A 19425-nucleotide genomic window follows, 5' to 3' on the forward strand; every position below is an offset into this window, starting at 1 on the left:
GTCGTGCGCGGCGCGCGCGAGCAGCGCGGCGGTCGGGAAGGGCATCGCGAAGGTGGGATGGGCGGTGAACACGGCGGCGAAGCGCGGCCGCTCGACCGCGGCGCGGTAGCCTGCCCAGGGCACCGGGCTGTCGGCCGGATCGGGGCGGACGAGGCGGGCCGCAAGGCGGGCATACTGCCCGGTGCCGGCCTCGCCGACATAGCGGGCGAGGCGCGCGGCGCGGTCGCGGAACGCGTCATCGGCGAGGCGGCGGATCAGCGCCTCGAGCGCCGCGGCGTCGAGCGCCCCCTCGTCGATGCGCCGGCTGAGCGCGAGCGCGACCGAGAGCACCGGGTTGCCGAACGGGTCCCGGGCTGCGGCGGCGCGCGCCCGCTCGACCAGGCCGAGCAGGTCCTCGATCGCCGCGTCCGGCACGGGCATCGCCGGGACGTCGTCCATGCCGCATTGTGCGCCTGCGAAGCCGGGTTTCGCCAGCCCGTGTTGACCCTGCGTCACGGCCCGATACCGTGCGTCGCCGAGACGCGGAGGAGACGGCGTGACGGAAGGCCCGGAGTCGGACTACGTGATCGTCGGCGGCGGCAGCGCGGGCTGCGTGCTCGCGGCACGGCTCTCCGAGGACCCGTCCGTGACGGTGACGCTGCTCGAGGCCGGACCCGAGGATCGGCACCCCTGGATCCACATCCCGGCCGGCTACGCCAGGCTGTTCCTCTCCGGCCGGTTCGACTGGAAGTACGAGACCGAGCCCGACCCGGAACTGAACGGGCGGCGCATCAAGTGGCCCCGCGGCAAGGTGCTGGGCGGGTCGGGCTCGATCAACGGGCTCGTCTTCCTGCGCGGCAGCCCGCGCGACTACGACCGCTGGGCGCAGGCGGGCGCGCGCGGCTGGTCCTACGAGGCGTGCCTGCCGGCCTTCAAGGCGATCGAGACCTGGGAGGGGCCGCCCTCCGAGCTGCACGGCACCGCCGGGCCGATCCGCAACGGGCCGACGCGCGACCTCTCGCCGGCGGGAAGCGCCTTCCTCGCCGCCTGCCGGGCGGCAGGCCAGCCCGCCTGCCCCGACTTCAACGGCGCCTGGTACGAGGGGGCCGCCCCCAATCCGCTGAACGTGAGCGGCGGACGGCGCATCAGCTCGGCGCGCGCCTATCTCGGGCCCGCCCGGTCGCGGCCGAACCTGCGCGTGCTGACCGGCGTGCGCGCGCATCGCGTGGCGATCGAGGCGGGGCGCGCGCGGGCGGTCGAGGGCCGCGGACCCGGCGGAGGCGCACGCTGGACGGCGCGGCGCGAGGTGATCCTCGCGGCCGGCACGATCGAGAGCCCGAAGCTGCTGATGCACTCCGGCATCGGCGATGCCGCGCGGCTCGCCGCGTTCGGGATCGCGCCGCGGCTGCATGCGCCCGGCGTCGGGCAGAACCTGCAGGACCACCTGGTCGTGCGCATGCCGTTCCGCACCCGGCCCTGCGGCACGATGAACGAGCACACCGCCTCGTGGCTCGGCTATCTGCGCATGGGCGCGCGCTGGGCCTTCGCCCGGCGCGGCCCGCTCGCGGTCGGCGCCTCGGAGGCGTCGCTGTTCGCGCGCGTCACGCCGGGGGCCGAGGAGCCCGAGGTGCAGATCCAGTTCATCAACTTCAGCTTCACGACGATGGCGGAGGGGCTGCATCGGCATCCCGGCATCGCCCTGGTGGTCGGCCAGTGCCGGCCCGACAGCCGCGGCGAGATCGCGCTCGCCTCGCCCGACCCGGAAGCGCCGCCGCGCATCGTGCCGAACTACCTCTCGGCGCCGAACGACCTGTTCGTCACGGTGGAGGCGGTGAAGCTCGCGCGCCGGATCGTCGCCGCCCAGCCGCTCGCGGGGCTGATCGAGGCGGAGCTGCTGCCGGGACCGGCGGTGGCCGACGACGCGGCGATCGCGGCCTGGGTGCGCGAGGCCGCCTCGACCGTCTATCACCCCTGCGGAACGGTGCGCATGGGCGAGGACGACGCGGCACCGCTCGACCCGCGGCTGCGCGTGAAGGGGATCGCCGGGCTGCGCGTGGCGGATGCGAGCGTCTTCCCGCTCGTCCCCTCCTCCAACATCCAGCCGGCGGTGCTGATGGTGGCGGAGCGCGCGGCGGCGATGATCCGCGAGGACGCGCGGGGCTGAGGCTCATACCAGCCCGCCGAAGGCTTGACCTTCGGCGGGCTGGCACGGGGTCATGTTCGCGCGCGGCCGCCCCACCAGCCCCGCGCGCGATACCCTCCGCACAAAGGTCGAGCCTTTGTGCGGAGGGTATCAGTTCAGCGCGCGCAGCGCGGCGCAGACCTGCTCGACCTGCGCGTCGGCGAGTTCGGGGAACATCGGCAGCGAGAGCACCTCGGCGGCGGCGCGTTCGGTCTCGCGGCATCGTGCCGGGCCGAGGGGAACACGGCCGCGATAGGCGGGCTGGGCGTGCACGGGCACCGGGTAGTGCACGTTGGTGCCGATGCCGCGGGCGCGGAAATGCGCCTGCGCCGCGGCGCGGTCGGCGCAGCGGATCACGTATTGGTGGAACACATGCGTCGTGCCCGGGCGGCGCGCGGGCGGGACGAAGCCGGTGCCGGCGAGCGCCGCGTCGTAGCGCGCGGCGATCTGCTGCCGCCGCGCGTTCGCCGCGTCGAGACGGGGGAGCTTCACGGTCAGGATCGCCGCCTGGATCTCGTCCAGCCGCGCATTCACGCCCGGAAGGTCGCTGACATAGCGTTCCTTCCAGCCGTACTGGCGCAGCGCGGCGATCCGCTCCGCGAGTGCGGTGTCGTCGGTCGCGATCACGCCGCCGTCGCCGAGCGCGCCCAGGTTCTTGGTCGGGTAGAGGCTGAACGCGGCGGCGCGGCCGAACGTGCCGGCCTTGCGGTTGCCCGCCGTCGCGCCGTGGCACTGGGCGCAGTCCTCGATCACGGCGGCGCCGTGACGATCGGCGAGCGCGACGATCGCCTCGATCGCCGCCGGCTGGCCGTAGAGATGGACCGGGATCACGGCGCGGATCGGCGGCAGCCCGGCAGGCGGGGCGCGCAGCACGGCCTCGAGCTCGTCGGGGTCCATGGTGTACGTCGCCGGATCGATGTCGATCAGGATCGGCGTCGCTCCGACCATCTCGATCGCGGCGACGGTCGCGACCGCGGTGTGCGAGACGGTCGCGACCGCGTGGCCTGCGCCGATGCCGAGGCCGCGCAGGATCAGCGCGAGCGCGTCCGTTCCGTTCGCGACGCCGATCGCGCGGCCCGCCCCCTGCCAGCGCGCGAAGGCCTCCTCGAAGGCCGCGCATTCGCGGCCGAGGATGTACCAGCCGGACTCCAGCACGCGCGCCACCGCCGCGTCGATCGGCTCCTTGAGCGCACGGTAGGCGGCGCCGGGATCGGCCTGCGGCACGGTGACGGGCGGAAGCTCGGCGTTCATGGGTCGGTCTCTCGGAGATAGCGGTCGAGACGGGGGCGGAACCAGTCGAGCGTGCGGCGCAGCCCCTCCTCGAGCGGCACCCTCGGCGCCCAGCCGGTCGCGGCGCGGAAGCGGGAATCGTCGGCGACGTAGGAGCCGATGTCGATCTTCGCGCGCTCGGCCGGGAACGCCTTGACGACGTAGCGCCCGCCGCCGTTCGCCGCCACCAGCGCCTCGGCGAGGTCGCGCAGGCTGAGCGGCGGCGCGCCGCCCAGATTGTAGACCCCGGGCGGGGCGTCGGCCGCGGCGAGGAACGCCGCCGCCACGTCGTCGGCATAGGCGAGGTCGCGCCTCTGCTCGCCGCCCCAGACCTCGAAGGCCTCGCCCTCGAGCACGCGACGCACCCAGAGGCCGAGGAAGGTCTGGCGGTGGTCCTTCACGCGGAGCCCCGGGCCGTAGCAGTTGGTCAGCCGGAGCGAGACGACCGGCCGGCCGTGCACCTTGTGTTCGAGGAGCCAGTACTGCTCGGCGGCCCATTTGCTCACCGCGTTCGCGTCCGGCGGATCGACCGGATGGTCCTCCGCCACGGGCAGGGCGCGCGGCCGGCCGTAGAGCTGGCGCGTCGAGGCGTGCACCACGCGCGCCGCCGGCGCGGCCGCGCGCGCGGCGAGGATCAGGCGCAGCGTCGCGTCCGCGTTCTGGGCGAGATCGCCGCGCGGATCGGCCTGGCTGCCCATGTGGCTGGTCTCTGCGGCGAGGTGGAAGATCGCCGCCGCCCCGGCGAGCGCCTCCTCCAGCGGATCGCGGCGCAGATCCGCGCGCACGAGGCGCACGTCCAGGCCCTCGAGATTGGCCGGGTTCGCGCCCGTCTCGGGCAGGAAGGCGTCGATCACGGTGACGCGCGCGCCGGCTGCGGCGAGCGCGCGCGCGACCGCCGAGCCGAGGAACCCCGCGCCCCCCGTGACGACCGCCTGCGCGTCCTGCCAGTCCATGCTCCTGCCGCTCCTCCCGCCCCTTCACCACGCCCGCATGGCCGAACGAAGGCGGCTCAGCGGTCGTCGCGGCCGCGGCTCGCGCTCATGATCTCGGCGAAGCCGAACAGCAGCAGCAGCACGCCGAGGATCGCCTCGATCGAGGCGAGCGCGCGCGCCGCCGGCGCATGGGGCACGACGTCGCCGTAGCCGATGGTCGAGAGCGTGACCACCGAGAAGTAGAGCGCCTCGGCGAAGGTCATCTCGCGCGGCTGGCCGGCGAAGGACAGGAGCGGCCCCGGGATCGCCTCGTCGGCGAGGCGGTAGAGGCAGGCGAACACGATCACCAGGATCGAGTAGAGCGTGAGGAAGGCGAAGGCCGGGATCAGCAGCCGGCGGATCCGGGCGAAGAAGGCCTCGAACAGCAGCGAGGCGTCGAGCAGGAACGCCACCACGTCGCGCGCGGCGGCCGCGACCACCGCCGCGATCAGCGCCATGGCGGCGAGGAAGGCCGCCTCCCGCGCCGCCGCGCCGAGCGCGAGTTCGGGCAGCGCGAAGCTCGCCGCGCCGATCGCCAGCAGGGGAACGAGCCAGGCCAGCAGGCGCGCGAAATGGGCGGTCTCGCGCAGCCGCTCGCTCGCCACCAGCCCGGCGAGCGCGGCGCGGTGCCGCCAGGCCGCGGCGAGGAAGGCGGCCACCGGCAGCACGAAGCCGAGATAGGAGACCGGGCGGCGGATGCCGGGGAAGTTGCTCTCGGTGAAGAAGGCGAACAGCGTGGCGTAGACGGCGAGCCCGTTCGCCAGCGCGACGGCGAAATGCAGCCCGCCGGCGAACAGCAGGTAGAAGAAGCCGAAGCCGGCGGCCGCGGTGGCGAGCAGCAGGGCCGCGAAGGCAGGGTCGCCGGGCCGGGCGGCGAGGCCCACCAGCAGCGCCAGCGCGGCGGTGAAGGCGACCGCGCGCCACCAGTGCCGGTCGATGCGCGCGCGGCGGTGCATCGCTCAGGCGGTCGCCGGCTGCGGCGGGGCGGCGGCGAGGAGGCGCTGCACGGCCTCGTCGGCGGCGTCCGCGAAGGGCGAGAGCACGACCTCGGCGCCGAGCGCCTTCAGCCGGGCCGCCTGCCCGGGGAAGGTGGCGGTGAGCGCGATCCGGCCGCGGAACCCGGCCTGACGCAGGGCGCCGACCAGGGCGTCGGTGGTATCGGCATGGCCCAGCACGCCGGTGGTGTGCGGCACTGCCACCACGACCCACGCCGCGTGCGCGAGTGGCAGATGGGCGACGAAGGTCGGATCGGTGATGTCGCCATAGATCGCCGGCCAGCCGCGGCGCTGGAAGGCCCGCACCGCCTCGGGATCGAAATCAACACCGAGGAAACCAATCCCGCGCTCGGCCAGGCGCTCGGCGATCGCCGTGCCGTAGCGGCCGAGACCGCACAGGATCACCGGTCGTTCCGGCGCCTCGCCCGCCGCGAGCAGGTGGTCCTCGCGCAGTGCGCGGCGCCTCTCGAACAGGCCGAGGAAGGGCTCGCACCAGCGGTAGAGCGTGAAGGAGTGCACGATCATGTAGGTCGAGAGCGCGATCGTGACGATGCCGACCAGGGTGGTCAGCCCCACCGCCTCCGGCCCGACATGGCCGAGCGCATGGCCGAGCGCGATGAACACCAGGCTGAACTCGCTGATCTGCGCGACGGTGAGGCCGGCCAGGAAGCCGGTGCGCTTGCGGTAGCCCATCACCCCCATGATCGCCATCACGATCAGCGGATTGCCGACCAGCACGAACACCGACAGGACCGCCGCGCGCGCGAGCTCGCCGCCGACCGCCGAGAAGTCGAACAGCGCGCCGAGCTCGAGGAAGAAGAACAGCAGCAGGAAGTCGCGCAGCGGCGCGAGCCGCGCCGCGATCGCCTCGCGCACGCTGGTCGAGCCGAGGCTCACCCCGGCGAGCAGCCCGCCGAGCTCCTTGGAGAGCCCGACCGCGTCCGCCGCCGCCGCGCCGACGGCCGCCCAGCCGATCGCGAACACCACGAGCAGTTCGGGCTCGCGCGCCATCCGGGTCAGGAGCGGCTCGGCGAGGTAGCGCATGAACAGTCCCGCCACCGCGACCAGGGCGAGGCCGCCGCCGAGCGCGCGCGCGAGCGCCGCGCCGCCCCCTTCGCCGGCGACCGCGCCGAAGGCCGAGAGCGCGATCATCGCGATCACGACGCAGATGTCCTGCACGATCAGGAAGCCGAGCGCGATGCGGCCGTGCAGCGCGTCGATCTCGCGCTTGTCCGAGAGCAGCTTCACGATGATGATGGTGGAGGAGAAGGTCAGCGCCACCGCGACGTAGAGCGCCTCGACCGCGCCCATGCCGAGGGCGAGGCAGATCAGGAACCCGCCGATCGAGGTGAACGCCACCTGGCCGAGCCCGGTGGCGAGGGCGACCCGGCCGAAGCTCCGGATCAGCCCGATGTCGAGCTTCAGCCCGACCAGGAACAGGAGGAGCGCGATGCCGAGCCGCGCGAGCGTCTCGATCACGATGCCGCCGGAGACGATGCCGAAGCCGGACGGTCCGACCAGGATGCCGACGGCGATGAACGAGACGATCAGCGGCTGGCGCAGCGCGATGCCGACCAGCCCGACCGCCGAGGCGATCGCCAGCAGCGCCGCCACCTCCTGGAAGACCGACACGACCCCTCCGCCGGTTCACGCAGCCGCGAAAGGCTAGCGGTTGGGGGGCGCGCCGCGAACCCCGTAAGGTGGCGGCCATGCGGACACCCGAAGGACCCTCGACGCTGCGCGACCTGGTGGAGGGGCTGGCGCGCCACGGCTCCCGGCCGGCGCTGGTGCAGGTGCGCGACGGCAAGGCCGAGGCGCTGGGCTACGAGACGATCGGCGCGCGCGCGCTGGCGCTGGCCGGCGCGCTCGCCGCGCGCGGGGTGCGGCCGGGCGATCCCGTGCTGATGTTCGGGCCGAACGGGCCGGACTGGGTCACGGTGCGGCTCGCGCTCGGCGCGCTCGGCGCGATCGCGGCGGCGCTCGACGACCTCGCCACCGACGAGGAGCTGAAGGTGCTGGTGCCGGACAGCGGGGCGCGGCTCGCGTTCTGCGCCGCCGCGCACGCGCCCCGGCTCGCCGCGGTCGATCCGGGGCTGGCGCTCGTCACCCTCGATGCCGCCGAGGGGCTGCCGCGCTGGACCGACTGGGCCGAGGGGGAGAAGGCCGAACTGCCGCCGATCCGCCCCGAGGACCCGATGATGCTGGTCACCACCAGCGGCACGACGGGGCGGCCGAAATCCTTCCTGCTCACGCACGCCAACGTGCTGCACAACGTCCGCGCGCTCGCCTGCCAGGGGATCGTGACGCAGCACGATCGCGCGCTCCTGCCGCTGCCGCTGCACCACGTCTATCCGCTGACCGTCGGCATCCTCACGCCCTTCGCGCTCGGCACCACCGTGGTGCTGCCCGAGAGCGTGACCGGCCCGCACATCGTCGCCGCGCTGAAGGAAGCGCGCTGCACGGTGATGGTGGCGGTACCGCGGCTCTATGCGGCGCTGCTGAACGGGCTGCTGGCGCGCGTCGCGCAGCTTCCCTGGGCGAAGCGGCAGGTGTTCCGCGCGCTGTTCGGCCTCTCGCTGGTCCTGCGCCGGCGCTTCGGCGTGCGCGTCGGGCGGCGGCTGTTCGGCGCGATCCACCGCAGCCTCGCGCCCGATCTGTGGCTGATGGCCTCGGGGGGCGCGGCCTTCGAGCCGGAGGTGATCTGGCCGCTCGAGGCGCTCGGCTGGCAGGTGCTGTCGGGCTGGGGGCTGGCCGAGACCGCCTCGATCCTGACCAACAACCACAAGGGCAAGGCGCGCATCGGCTCGGAGGGCTGGCCGCTGCCGGGGGTGGAGCTGCGCGTGGCCGGGCCGGACGGGCAGGGTGTGGGCGAGCTCGAATGCCGCGGCCCCTCGGTGTTCGCCGGCTACCGCGACAATCCGGAGGCGAACGCGGCGGCCTTCACCCCCGACGGATGGTTCCGCACCGGCGATCTCGGCTTCATCGACGCCGACGGCTACGTGCACATCGTCGGCCGGGTGAAGGAGATGATCGTGCTCGGGGGCGGCAAGAACGTCTTCCCCGAGGAGCTCGAGAAACACTACGGCGCCGAGCCGGCGATCAGGGAGATCGCGGTCCTGGAGCGGCAGGGCGCGCTGGTGGCCCTCGTCGTACCGGACGAGGCGGCGATCGCGGCTTCCGGATCGTCGCGCATCGAGGATGCGGTGCGCGTGGCGCTGGCCACCGCGGCGCAGCGGCTGCCGCCCTACCAGCGCCTCGCCGGGTATGCGATCACGCGCGAGACGCTGCCGCGCACGCGGCTCGGCAAGATCCAGCGCTTCCGTCTCCCCGCGCTCTACGAGGCGGCGAAGGCGGGACGCGGAGCCACGGCCGCGGCGATGACGGAGGCGGAGCGCGCGCTGCTCGCCGATCCGGCCGCGCGCGCGATGTGGGAGCTGCTCACCGCGCGCTTTCCCGGCAGGCTCGTCTCGCCCGCGCAGTCGCCGCAGCTCGATCTCGGCGTCGACAGCCTGGGCTGGCTGGAGATCACGCTCGAGGCGGAGAGCCGGCTGGGCCTGCGCTTCGGCGAGGACGACTGGGCGACGATCGGCACGGTGCGCGACATCCTCGAGCTCGCGGCGCGCCGCGCCGCGGAGGGCGCGCCCTCGCGCCCGCCCGAGCCGCCGGACCTCGCCTGGCTCGCGCCGCCCTCGGGCGCGCACGCCGTCGCGGGACGGCTGCTGGCGGCGCTGAACCGCCTCCTCTGCGCGGCGCTGTTCCGGCTGCGCGCGAGCGGGCGCGAGCACCTCCCCGACGGCCCCGTGATCGTCGCGGTGAACCACCTCTCCGACATCGACCCGGCGATCATCGCCGCCGCGCTGCCGCGCCCGGCGCTCGCGCGCATCCGCTGGTCGGGCGAGCGGTCGCGGCTGTTCGTCTCGCGCATCGGCCGGTTCCTCGCGCGCGCGGCGCGGATCTTCCCGGTCGACGAGCGCCAGCCCGCCACCACCCTCGCCTATGCCAGGGAGGCGCTCAGGCGCGGCGAGTGCCTGGTCTGGTTCCCGGAGAGCTGGCGCAGCCCGGACGGGACGATCCAGCGCTTCCTGCCGGGCGTGGGCGAGCTTGTGCGCACGACCGGCGCGCCGGTCGTGCCGGCGCGCATCGCCGGCACCTTCGAGGCGATGCCGCGCACGGCGCGGCTGCCCCGTCCGCATCCGGTGCGCGTCGCCTTCGGGCCGCCGATCCCGGCCGAGCGGCTCGCCGAGGGCGGCGCGGGCGCGGCGGAGATCGCCGAGCGGATCCGCCAGGCGGTGGCCGCGCTCGAGCCTTGACAGGCCGTGGCGCGGCATGACCCTTCGCGCCCGACCCCGACGAGGACACAGCCCCGATGAGCCGAGCGATCGACGCCGTGATCTTCGATCTCGGCGGCGTGCTGATCGACTGGAACCCGCGCCACCTCTACCGCCGGCTGTTCGACGATGCGGCGGAGATGGAGCGCTTCCTCGCCGAGGTCTGCACGCCCGCCTGGAATCTCGAGCAGGACCGCGGCCGGCCCTGGGCGGCGGCGATCGCGGAGCTGTCCGCGCGACACCCGGACAAGGCCGCGCTGATCGCCGCCTATCGTGCCCGCTGGCCGGAGATGCTGAACGGGCCGATCGCCGGCACGGTGGCGATCCTGGAGGCGCTGCACGCGGCGGGCGTCCCGCTCTACGCGCTGACGAACTGGTCGGCCGAGACCTTCCCCCATGCGGAAGCGGCCTATCCCTTCCTCGGCCGGTTCCGCGCGATCGTGGTTTCGGGGCGGATCGGGCTGGTGAAGCCGGACGCGGCGATCTACCGCCACGCGATCGCCCGCTTCGGCGTCGATCCCGGCCGCACGCTCTTCATCGACGACAGTGCCGCGAATGTCGCCGGGGCCGAGGCGGCGGGCCTGCGCGCGCTCCGCTTCACCGGGCCGGCGGCGCTGGCGCGCGATCTCGCCGGCTTCGGCCTTCCTGTGGGAGACCCGCGATGACCACGCTGCAGAAGCTGATCGAGCAGATCATCCTCGCCAGCCGCTTCATCCTGGTGGTGTTCTACATCGGGCTGGCGGTGGCGCTCGCCGTGTTCGCCGGGCAGTTCCTGGTCAAGCTCGCGGGCCTCGCCGGGCAGTTCCCCGCCGCCGACGACAACGTCTTCCTGCTCGGCGTGCTGCAGCTGATCGACAAGGCGCTGGTGGCGGGCCTGATCGTGATGGTGATGCTGTCGTCCTACGACAACTTCGTCGCCAGGCTCGAGGATCCCGAGAACCAGCGCCAGATCGGCTGGCTCTCCAAGCTCGATCCCGGCAGCCTGAAGATCAAGGTCGCCTCGGCGATCGTGGCGATCAGCTCGATCCACCTCCTGCAGGTGTTCCTGAACACGCGCACCTACACGACCGAGGAGATCTTCTGGAAGGTGGTGACGCATGTGGTCTTCATCGCCTCGGCGGTCTCGCTCGGCTTCCTCGACCGCATGACCGACAAGGCGAACGTGCGGATGGTGAAGGACCAGCCGGATCAGGCGCGCAGGAGCACGACGCCGTAGCGCCAGACCTGCGGATCGGTGCCTGATACCCGGCCGACAAAGGTTCGACCCTTGCCGGCCGGGCATCAGGCCTTGGTCTTGCGCGCGGCCGGCCTGCCGCCCTGGTCAAGTCCGGTCAGGCCAGATCCGCGCCCTGACCCGCTCCAGCACGCCCCGATCCTCCTCCGCCAGCACCGCCAGCACCCGGCGCAGGGCCGCGCGCGCCGCGTGGAGCTGGTCGACGAGGTCGAGCACCACCTCCACGCCCTCCTCGTTCACGCCCAGATCCTCGATCAGGTCGCGCACCAGGAGCGCGCGCGCGAGGTCGGCCTCGGCGAGCTCGCGGCGCAGGTAGCCGGCCTCGATCCAGGCATCGAGCGTGCCGGCGTCGAGCCGCGCGCGCAGGCAGAAGGTGGCGCGGTCCATCCCTCAGCCCTCCAGCCCGGCGCGCGGATCGTGCCGCCGCCCGGCCTCCCAGCCGCGCAGGAACTGCGCGAGGGCGGGGTCCGGCCCGGGCGGCAGCACCAGCTTGAGCGTGACGATGCAGTCGCCGCGCGTGCCGTCCGGCCGCGCCACCCCGCGGCCGCGCAGGCGCAGCACGGTGCCGGTGTTGGAGCCGGGCGGCACCGTCAGCATCACCCGGCCCGCGGGCGTGGGCGCCTCGACCTTGGCGCCCAGCACCGCCTCGTGGAGCGCGACCGGCAGGTCGTAGCGGATCGTGTCGCCCTCGCGCCGGTAGAGCGGGTGCGGCGCGACCGCGAGCTCGACCAGCGCATCGCCCGGCGGGCCGCCATCGATCCCGGGCAGGCCCTTGCCGCGCAGCCTGAGCACCTGGCCGTCGGTCGCGCCGGGGGGGATCTTCAGGTCGACCACGTCGCCGTTCGGCAGGCTCACGCGCGCGGTCGCGCCGTTCACCGCGTCGAGGAACGGCACGGTCAGCTTCAGCGCGACGTCGCCGCCCGGGAAGCCCATGCGTTCGGCGCGGCCGAACTCGCGCTCGCCGAACAGGTCCTCGAACAGGTCCTCGAGCCCGGAGCGGCCGGTGCGCGCGCCGCGCCAGGTGCGGAACGGTCCGGCATCGGCCGTCGCGTGGTCGCGGAAGAACGGGCCGCGCGGCCGCTCCTGCCCGGCGGCGTCGATCTCGCCCGCGTCGAAGCGGCGCCGCTTCTCGGGGTCGGAGAGCAGGTCGTAGGCGGCCGAGACCTCCTTGAAGCGCGCCTCGGCGCTGCGGTCGCCCGGGTTCAGGTCCGGGTGCAGCTTCTTCGCGAGCTTGCGGTAGGCGCGGCGGATCTCCTCCGCCGTGGCCGTGCGGGCCACGCCGAGCGTCTCGTAGGGGTCCTTGGCCACGTGTCCTCAGCCCTCGGCTTCGGCCTTCAGCACCCGCCCGGCGACCACGTCGAGCCGCGCGAGCAGCGAGGGGTCGCGCTTGTCGGGAGCGGTGACGATCGCGTTCTCGAGCGCGGTGTGGCAGCCCTCCGGGCAGAGGCCGCGGCGCTGGCCCAGCACCGGCACCACCTGCTTCAGCAGCGCGCGCGCCTTGGCCGCGTTCTCGAACAGCACCTTCACCACCAGTTCGACCGTGACATGCGCGTGCTCGGGGTGCCAGCAGTCGAAGTCGGTCACCATCGCCACCGTCGCGTAGCAGAGTTCCGCCTCGCGGGCGAGCTTGGCCTCCGGCATGTTGGTCATGCCGATCACGTCGCAGCCCCAGGCGCGGTAGAGCTCGGACTCGGCGCGGGTCGAGAACTGCGGCCCCTCCATCACGAGATAGGTGCCGCCCCGCCGGTGCGGCAGGCCGAGCGCGCGGCAGCCCTCCTCCAGCACGTCGCCGAGCCGGCGGCAGACCGGCTGCGCCATCGAGACATGCGCGACGCAGCCGGCGCCGAAGAAGGAGGTCTGGCGCGCGAAGGTGCGGTCGATGAACTGGTCGACGATCACGAAGGTGCCGGGCGGCAGGTCGGCGCGCAGCGAGCCCACCGCGGAGAGCGAGAGGATCTCGGTGCAGCCCGCGCGCTTCAGCGCATCGATGTTGGCGCGGTAGGGCAGGTCGGTGGGCGAGAGCCGGTGGCCGCGGTCGTGGCGCGGCAGGAACACGCAGGGGATGCCGGCGAGGCGGCCGAACAGCAGCGCGCCCGAGGGCAGCCCCCAGGGCGTGCGGACCTCGCGCCACTCCGCGTCCTCGAGCCCCTCGATGTCGTAGATGCCGGAGCCGCCGATGATGCCGATCACCGGGGACGGCGCGTCTTGCTCCGCCATGGCCTCGTTCCCTGACAGCGAAGGGCCGCCCGGACCGGGCGGCCCCGCAAGCTTAGCCGGTTCCGCGCCTCAGTGCTTGAGCTCGGCCCAGATCTTGCGCTTCACCCCGTAGGTCAGGCCCGCGAGCACGATCAGGAACAGGATCACGCGCACGCCCATCGCGCGGCGCTGTTCCAGCTCCGGCTCGGCGGCCCAGGCGAGGAAGGTGGTGACGTCGCGGGCCATCTGCTCGGTGGTGGCGGGCGTGCCGTCCGGATACTCCACCTGGTCGTCGTGCAGCGGCCGGGCCATGGCGATCCAGTGGCCGGGGAAGTACGCGTTGTAGTGCATCCCCTCCATCGGCTCGACGCCGGCGGGCGGCTCATCGCGATAGCCGGTCAGCAGGGCATGGATGTAGTTGGCCCCGTCGGGGCGGGCCTTGATGATCAGCGAGAGATCGACCGGATAGGCGCCGTTGTTCGCCGCGCGCGCCGCCTGCACGTTCGGGAACGGGCTCCTGAAGCGGTCCGAGGGGCGGCCGGGACGTTCGAACATCTCGCCGTCGTCGTTCGGTCCGTCCATGATCATGTACTCGGCCGCGATCGCGCGGATCTCGGCCTGCGACAGCCCGATGCCTTCGAGGTTGCGGTAGGCGAGCTGCTTCATGGCGTGGCAGCCGGCGCAGACCTGCTTGTAGACCAGGAAGCCGCGTTGCGCCGAGGCGCGGTCGAAGGTGCCGAACAGCCCCCCGAAGGACCAGTCCTGCGGCGGCGGCTTCGGCGCCTCGCCGGCGGCGCGCGCGGCCGGGGCGGCGAGCAGCAGGGAAGCCGCAAGGGCGACGAGACGAAGCCTGCGCATCACGCCTTCTCCATCGGCTTGGCCGCTGCGGCCGCGGGCACCGGCCCGCCGCCCAGCACGCGCTCGCTGATGCTGACCGGCAGCGGCAGCGGCCGCTCGAGCTTGCCGAGCACCGGCAGGATCACGAGGAAGTAGAGGAAGTAGTAGGCCGTGCCGACACGCGAGAGCACCACCCAGATCCCCTCGGGCGGCATCGCCCCGCAGTAGCCGAGCAGCAGGCACGAGAGCACGAACACCCAGAAGAAGGGTCGCGCGAGCGGGCGGAACTTCATCGAGCGCACCGGGCTGGTGTCCAACCAGGGCAGCACGAACAGCACGAAGATCGAGCCGAACATCAGCACGACGCCGCCGAGCTTGTCGGGCACCGCGCGCAGGATCGCGTAGAAGGGCAGGAAGTACCACTCCGGCACGATATGGGCCGGCGTGACCAGCGGGTTCGCCTCGATGTAGTTGTCCGGGTGGCCGAGGTAGTTCGGCGCGAAGAACACGAAGAAGGCGAACACGATCAGGAACACCACCAGCCCGAAGCTGTCCTTGATCGTGTAGTAGGGGTGGAACGGGATCGTGTCCTGCGGGCCCTTCGGCTCGATCCCGAGCGGGTTGTTCGAGCCGGTGATGTGCAGCGCGACGACGTGCAGGAACACCACGCCGACGATCAGGAAGGGCAGCAGGTAGTGCAGCGAGAAGAAGCGGTTCAGCGTCGGGTTGTCGACCGAGAACCCGCCCCAGAGCCACACCACGATGTCGTCGCCGACCACCGGGATGGCGCTGAACAGGTTGGTGATCACGGTGGCGCCCCAGAAGCTCATCTGCCCCCAGGGCAGCACGTAGCCCATGAAGGCGGTCGCCATCATCAGGAGCAGGATGACGACGCCGAGGATCCAGAGGAGCTCGCGCGGCGCCTTGTACGATCCGTAGTAGAGGCCGCGGAAGATGTGGATGTAGACGACGATGAAGAACATGCTGGCGCCGTTCATGTGGATGTAGCGGATCAGCCAGCCGTAGTTCACGTCGCGCATGATGCGCTCGACGCTGTCGAAGGCGTGGGCGGTATGCGGCGTGTAGTGCATCGCGAGGAAGATGCCGGTGACGATCATCACCACCAGGCAGACCATCGCGAGCGCGCCGAAGTTCCAGAAGTAGTTGAAGTTCTTCGGCGTCGGGAACTGCGCATACTCCTTCTGGAGCAGGCTCGGGATCGGCAGGCGCTCGTCGATCCAGCGCACCACCGGGTTCTTGAAGTCGCTCTTGTGCAAGCCGACCATGATATGCGCCTCAGCCGATCCGGATCACGCTGTCGGAGGTGAACGTGTAAGGCGGGATCTCGAGGTTCGCCGGCGCGGGGCCGCGGCGGATCCGCCCCGAGGTGTCGTAGTGGCTGCCGTGGCAGGGGCAGAACCAGCCGCCGAAGTCGCCCTTCGGGTCGGTCGGGCGCTGGCCGAGCGGCACGCAGCCGAGATGCGTGCACACGCCCACCATCACCAGCCACTGCGGCCTCTGCACGCGCGCCTCGTCCGGCTGCGGATCGGGCAGCGCGCTGAGCGGCACCTGGCGCGCCGCCTCGATCTCGGCCGCGCTGCGGTGGCGCACGAACACCGGCTTGCCGCGCCACATCACGGTGATGGCCTGGCCCTCGGCGATCGGCGCGAGATCGACCTCGGTCGAGGCGAGGGCGAGCACCGAGGCCGAGGGGTTCATGCTGGCGATGAAGGGCCAAGCGAAGGCCGCCACGCCCACACCTGCAACCGCGGTCGCGGTGAGCGACAGGAAGTCGCGCCGCGTGCCGCCCGCGCCTCCGCCGTGTCCATGCGCTGCCGTCGTACTCTCGGCCATCCCCGTTCCTCTCAGCCTCGGGCCCGCCCCGGGGAGGGGCGGGCGCGCATCCGTTCCCGCGACGCCCGTCGCCTGCGCGACCACGGGCAGCGATGCCGCATCGCACCATCTTCCGGCGTCGGCCGCCCTTATAGGCAGGGGGGGACGGCGCGGCAACGGCCCTCGGCTGCGCCGCAGGTATGGTCGCCGCCCGAGTCTGCAACCCCCGCCGCGATCGGTTGACGGCGTGCCCGCGTCCCGTGATCGTGCCGTCCATGGCATCCGTCCCCGAGGCGCGGCAGGAGGCCGCGCGCACCTGGTTCGAGGCGTTGCGCGACCGGCTCTGCGCCGCCTTCGAGGCGATCGAGGACGCGCTCGCCGCGGGGCCGCACGCCGACCTGCCGCCCGGCCGCTTCCAGCGCACGGCCTGGGATCGGCCGGGCGGCGGCGGCGGGGTGATGAGCCTGATGCGCGGGCGCGTGTTCGAGAAGGTGGGCGTGAACGTCTCGACCGTGTTCGGCGAATTCAGCCCCGAATTCGCCCGCCAGATCCCCGGCGCCGAGGAGGATCCGCGCTTCTGGGCCTCGGGCATCTCGCTCGTTGCGCATCTGCGCAGCCCGCGCGTGCCGGCCGCGCACATGAACACGCGCATGATCGTGACGACGAGGACCTGGTTCGGCGGCGGCGCCGACCTGACACCGATGCTGCTGGAGACGCCCGAGACGGCGGCCGACCGCGAGGCGTTCCACGCCGCCCTGAAGGCTGCCTGCGACCGCCACGATCCGGACCACTACCCGCGCTTCAAGGACTGGTGCGACCGCTACTTCTTCCTGCCGCACCGGGGTGAGCCGCGCGGCGTGGGCGGGATCTTCTACGACAATCTCGATTCGGGCGACTGGGCGGCGGATTTCGCCTTCACGCGCGACGTGGGGCTGGCCTTCCTCGAGGTCTATCCGGCGATCGTGCGGGCGCGCATGCACGCGCCCTGGACGGCGGAGGAGCGCGAGCGGCAGCTCGTCCGCCGCGGCCGCTACGTCGAGTTCAACCTGCTCTACGACCGCGGCACGCTGTTCGGGCTGAAGACCGGCGGCAACACGGAGGCGATCCTGATGAGCCTGCCGCCCGAGGTGAGGTGGCCGTAGGCCGGCGGACATGGCGGCGAAGACGCGCATCGTGACCGTGAGCGACTCGGGGAGGGGCCCCTACGGCCTGACCGCGGCCGCGCGCGGCCACACCTGGCCGGTGGACGAGCCGGCGGAGGGCGGCGGCGCCGATTCCGGGCCGGAGCCGTTCGAACTCCTCTGCGCCGCGCTCGGCGGCTGCACCGCGATCACGGTGCGGATGTATGCGGCGCGGAAGGGCTGGCCGCTTGAGCGCATCGTCGTCACCGTGACCTACGACAAGCCGGCCGACCGCGGGCGGTTCGCGATCGCGATCGCGCTCGAGGGACCGCTCGATCCGGCGCAGCGCGACCGGCTGCTGGCGATCGCGGAGAGGTGCCCGGTGCACCAGACGCTGGCGCACGGCGCGGAGATCGTCACGACGCGGGCGGGGTGACGGGACGCGTCAACGGCAGAGCGTGCGCAGCCGCCAGAGCGCGCGGGCCAAGGAGGGCGCGCGTTGAGCGGCGCGGTGGGGATCCCAGTGCTCCGCTGCGAGAGCAGCGGTCAACCCACCGAACACTTGAGGTGTGCCCAGGCATTGCCTTCGCACCTCGGAGTCCCCGGAATTTCGTCCGATGCGGCGAAGTTCGCACTTCGGATTGGAGAGCGTCTCCGGCAGCAGCGGGAGTGCCGCCTTGGAGACGTTGAGCCCCCTGGCCATGCCCTCGTGGTCCGCCAACAGCCAGGCCTCGATGGCGCGGACGGCAAGCCGGAGACAGAGGGTTGACGGCGGATTGGGAGCGAGCCGCCGGACAACAGGACCGGCGCAGGGATCCGCGTCGAGATCGCGAAGAACCAAGACGCGACGGCCATGGCGCGCAGCGATCACGAGCCCCTTGATGCGTTTGTCGAGCGCACCCTTCCCTCTCGGTCCGCGTCGGGCGACGTAGTCCGTCCCCGGCCGACCGCCGGCCGCGACGATGAGCCGCCGCGCGACCGCGGCATCGACCGGCCCCTCGCCGCAATAGTCAACCACTGACGACACTCAACGACCCGAGTCTATCGATGCCCTCGGGCTGCGTCAGCGGAAGCACCGCCTGACCGAGGGACCAGCCAGCCTTCTCGACTTGCTCGCGGATCTCGGGGTTGTCAGCCGCCGTCTCGATCGCGCTGCCGTTCTCCGACACAGTGATGCGGTGCACCTCGTCGGGAGCGATGCCCGGCGCGTTCAAGAGCGCCTCCGAGTGAGTGGAGGCGATCACCTGCCGTCCGGACAATCGCTGGGCCTTCGCGATCATGGCTGGCAACTGCGCCACGACGGCGTCGTGCAGCGACAGTTCCGGCTCCTCGAGCAGCAGCGGGCCGCCGCGTTCGGTGATCGACCAGAGAAAGCCGAGAAGTCGCAGCGTGCCGTCGGAGAGCAGCGTCTCGTCCTGCTTGGCCGCGTGGACACGCCAGTGGCGGAAGGCGGCATAGAGGTGTGGGCGGCCCTCCACGTCGTCCTTCAGTTCGAGGTTCTCGAACTGCGGCACGGCCAGCTTCAGGGCATCGCGCAGACGCCTCAACCGAGGTTCCCGCGTCTTCTTCGGCGTCTCCTTCATCCGTCGGAGGAGATCGCCGCCGAACGGGTCTTCCGTCGCGACGATCGCGCGGCGGGCATCGCGGACGATCTGCGGGACCACATGGAGATAGCGGATCGAGGTGAAGAACTCCGCCAGCTCGCGGAAACCCTTGTTCTGCTGCACCTGCTCCAGCTTCGTCTGGGTCCAGAGCAGCCAATCCTGGGTCTGTTCCGGCCGTCTGTCGTCGAGGATGACCTCGCCTTGATGCTTCACGATCTCCTGTTCGACCGTCACTGGGTCGCCGCGCACGGCTCCGTGCTGCTGCAGCACCAGGGTGTAGGACCAGACGGCCGGATGGGAGTCGTCGCCGACATCGACGTCGATGGTCAGCGTGCTCGGCCTTCGGGCGAACAGGCAACGCACGTTCTTGAAGCTTCCGCGCCCCGGTTGCGCCAGGGCCGATGCCAACCCTCCTTCCGGGCGGGCGATGTCGCGCAGGAACCGCAGGGCATCGAGGAAGTTCGACTTTCCGGAGGCATTGGGGCCGACCAGGAAGGCTCGTTTCCCGAGGCGGACTTCCGCCTTGCGGAAGTTGCGCCAGTTCTCCAGCCCTACCCGCGTGAATCGAAGCGACTGACGACCCGTGCCGCGCGGCGCTCGCCGATGCTCGCCCATGGGAACGGATTACCGGTCATGGAAGCATGCCGCAATCGTCTCGTTGATCCCGCAACCGCGGGGAAACGGCGGTAGGACGAGACGGATTACCCCTCCGCCAGCGGCCGGCAGGCCCGCTTCGCCAGCGCGCCGATGCGCGCGATCCGCTGCGCCGCCACCCCCGCCACGCCTGCATCCGCCAGGCCCGGGATCGCGCCGACCGCGCGCGCCGCCGCCCCGGCGCGCCCCCCACTTCAGGACCGTCTTGATCGTCTCGGGACG

18 protein-coding genes and 1 pseudogene are annotated in these 19425 nt (G+C 72.6%); 6 read left to right on the forward strand and 13 right to left on the reverse strand.

Annotated features, from left to right (window positions below):
• Positions 1-438, reverse strand: a pseudogene (locus tag FK498_RS09700) (phosphoenolpyruvate carboxylase); the annotation flags it as partial.
• Positions 439-535: 97 nt separating this feature from the next.
• Here FK498_RS09700 and FK498_RS09705 point away from each other — a divergent pair.
• Complete coding sequence (locus FK498_RS09705; protein ID WP_141853994.1) at positions 536-2143, forward strand: GMC family oxidoreductase; 1608 nt, start codon at positions 536-538, stop codon at positions 2141-2143.
• 129 nt (positions 2144-2272) lie between these two features.
• Here FK498_RS09705 and FK498_RS09710 read toward each other — a convergent pair whose 3' ends face one another.
• Genes FK498_RS09710 through FK498_RS09725 form a run of 4 tightly spaced genes read right to left on the reverse strand, consistent with a single transcriptional unit; the run spans position 2273 to position 7028 of the window.
• Positions 2273-3412, reverse strand: coding sequence for a DegT/DnrJ/EryC1/StrS aminotransferase family protein (locus FK498_RS09710; RefSeq protein WP_141853996.1), 1140 nt, complete (start codon positions 3410-3412; stop codon positions 2273-2275).
• Positions 3409-4383, reverse strand: a complete 975-nt coding sequence (locus tag FK498_RS09715; protein WP_141853998.1) for an NAD(P)-dependent oxidoreductase — start codon at positions 4381-4383, stop codon at positions 3409-3411. Before FK498_RS09715 ends, FK498_RS09710 begins: the two co-directional genes overlap by 4 nt.
• A 56-nt stretch (positions 4384-4439) precedes the next feature.
• The gene (locus FK498_RS09720) at positions 4440-5357 is read right to left on the reverse strand and encodes a potassium channel family protein (protein ID WP_141854000.1); all 918 of its coding nucleotides are present in this window, start codon (positions 5355-5357) and stop codon (positions 4440-4442) included.
• A gap of 3 nt (positions 5358-5360) precedes the next feature.
• Complete coding sequence (locus FK498_RS09725) at positions 5361-7028, reverse strand: cation:proton antiporter (RefSeq protein ID WP_141854002.1); 1668 nt, start codon at positions 7026-7028, stop codon at positions 5361-5363.
• Between the two features lie 77 nt (positions 7029-7105).
• Here FK498_RS09725 and FK498_RS09730 point away from each other — a divergent pair, with 77 nt between their 5' ends.
• From FK498_RS09730 to FK498_RS09740, 3 genes are read left to right on the forward strand one after another with little or no spacing between them, the layout of a single operon-like run.
• A complete protein-coding gene (locus FK498_RS09730; protein WP_141854004.1) occupies positions 7106-9706 on the forward strand; it encodes an AMP-binding protein in 2601 nt (866 codons plus the stop codon).
• Positions 9707-9762: 56 nt separating this feature from the next.
• A complete protein-coding gene (locus FK498_RS09735; protein ID WP_141854006.1) occupies positions 9763-10389 on the forward strand; it encodes an HAD family phosphatase in 627 nt (208 codons plus the stop codon).
• Positions 10386-10940, forward strand: a complete 555-nt coding sequence (locus tag FK498_RS09740; protein WP_141854008.1) for a TIGR00645 family protein — start codon at positions 10386-10388, stop codon at positions 10938-10940. The genes FK498_RS09735 and FK498_RS09740 overlap by 4 nt, the downstream gene beginning before the upstream one ends.
• A 105-nt stretch (positions 10941-11045) precedes the next feature.
• On the opposite strand, the gene FK498_RS09745 is transcribed toward FK498_RS09740, so the two are convergent.
• From FK498_RS09745 to petA, 6 genes are all read right to left on the reverse strand, one after another.
• Positions 11046-11345, reverse strand: a complete 300-nt coding sequence (locus tag FK498_RS09745; protein ID WP_141854010.1) for a transcriptional regulator — start codon at positions 11343-11345, stop codon at positions 11046-11048.
• A gap of 3 nt (positions 11346-11348) precedes the next feature.
• Positions 11349-12266 (reverse strand): DnaJ C-terminal domain-containing protein, encoded by a 918-nt coding sequence (locus FK498_RS09750; RefSeq protein ID WP_141854012.1) that lies wholly within the window; start codon positions 12264-12266, stop codon positions 11349-11351.
• 6 nt (positions 12267-12272) lie between these two features.
• Positions 12273-13175 carry an S-methyl-5'-thioadenosine phosphorylase gene (locus tag FK498_RS09755; protein WP_141854014.1) on the reverse strand — a complete coding sequence of 301 codons (903 nt, stop codon included), beginning with the start codon at positions 13173-13175 and terminating at the stop codon, positions 12273-12275.
• 69 nt (positions 13176-13244) lie between these two features.
• Positions 13245-14012 (reverse strand): cytochrome c1, encoded by a 768-nt coding sequence (locus FK498_RS09760; protein WP_202614800.1) that lies wholly within the window; start codon positions 14010-14012, stop codon positions 13245-13247.
• The gene (locus FK498_RS09765; RefSeq protein WP_202614801.1) at positions 14012-15277 is read right to left on the reverse strand and encodes a cytochrome b/b6; all 1266 of its coding nucleotides are present in this window, start codon (positions 15275-15277) and stop codon (positions 14012-14014) included. The genes FK498_RS09760 and FK498_RS09765 overlap by 1 nt, the downstream gene beginning before the upstream one ends.
• Positions 15278-15287: 10 nt before the next feature.
• On the reverse strand, positions 15288-15845 hold the full coding sequence (gene petA / locus FK498_RS09770; RefSeq protein ID WP_141854020.1) for a ubiquinol-cytochrome c reductase iron-sulfur subunit: 558 nt from the start codon (positions 15843-15845) through the stop codon (positions 15288-15290).
• A 254-nt stretch (positions 15846-16099) separates the two neighbouring features.
• Between petA and hemF the strand changes: the two genes are divergently transcribed.
• Positions 16100-16966: an oxygen-dependent coproporphyrinogen oxidase gene (gene hemF, locus FK498_RS09775; protein ID WP_141854022.1), complete on the forward strand. Its 867-nt coding sequence runs from the start codon at positions 16100-16102 to the stop codon at positions 16964-16966.
• 10 nt (positions 16967-16976) lie between these two features.
• Entirely contained in the window at positions 16977-17381 is a 405-nt protein-coding gene (locus tag FK498_RS09780) for an OsmC family protein (RefSeq protein WP_141854024.1), read from the forward strand.
• A gap of 9 nt (positions 17382-17390) precedes the next feature.
• Here the strand turns inward: FK498_RS09780 and FK498_RS09785 are convergent, their stop codons facing one another.
• Together FK498_RS09785 and FK498_RS09790 are read right to left on the reverse strand one after the other, a co-directional pair.
• Positions 17391-17963 carry a hypothetical protein gene (locus tag FK498_RS09785; RefSeq protein ID WP_141854026.1) on the reverse strand — a complete coding sequence of 191 codons (573 nt, stop codon included), beginning with the start codon at positions 17961-17963 and terminating at the stop codon, positions 17391-17393.
• Positions 17956-19164 (reverse strand): AAA family ATPase, encoded by a 1209-nt coding sequence (locus FK498_RS09790; protein ID WP_141854029.1) that lies wholly within the window; start codon positions 19162-19164, stop codon positions 17956-17958. The genes FK498_RS09785 and FK498_RS09790 overlap by 8 nt, the downstream gene beginning before the upstream one ends.
• Between the last annotated feature and the right edge of the window lie 261 nt (positions 19165-19425).

The sequence above is a fragment of the Elioraea sp. Yellowstone genome (assembly GCF_006704265.1).
In the GTDB taxonomy this organism is placed as follows: domain Bacteria; phylum Pseudomonadota; class Alphaproteobacteria; order Acetobacterales; family Acetobacteraceae; genus Elioraea.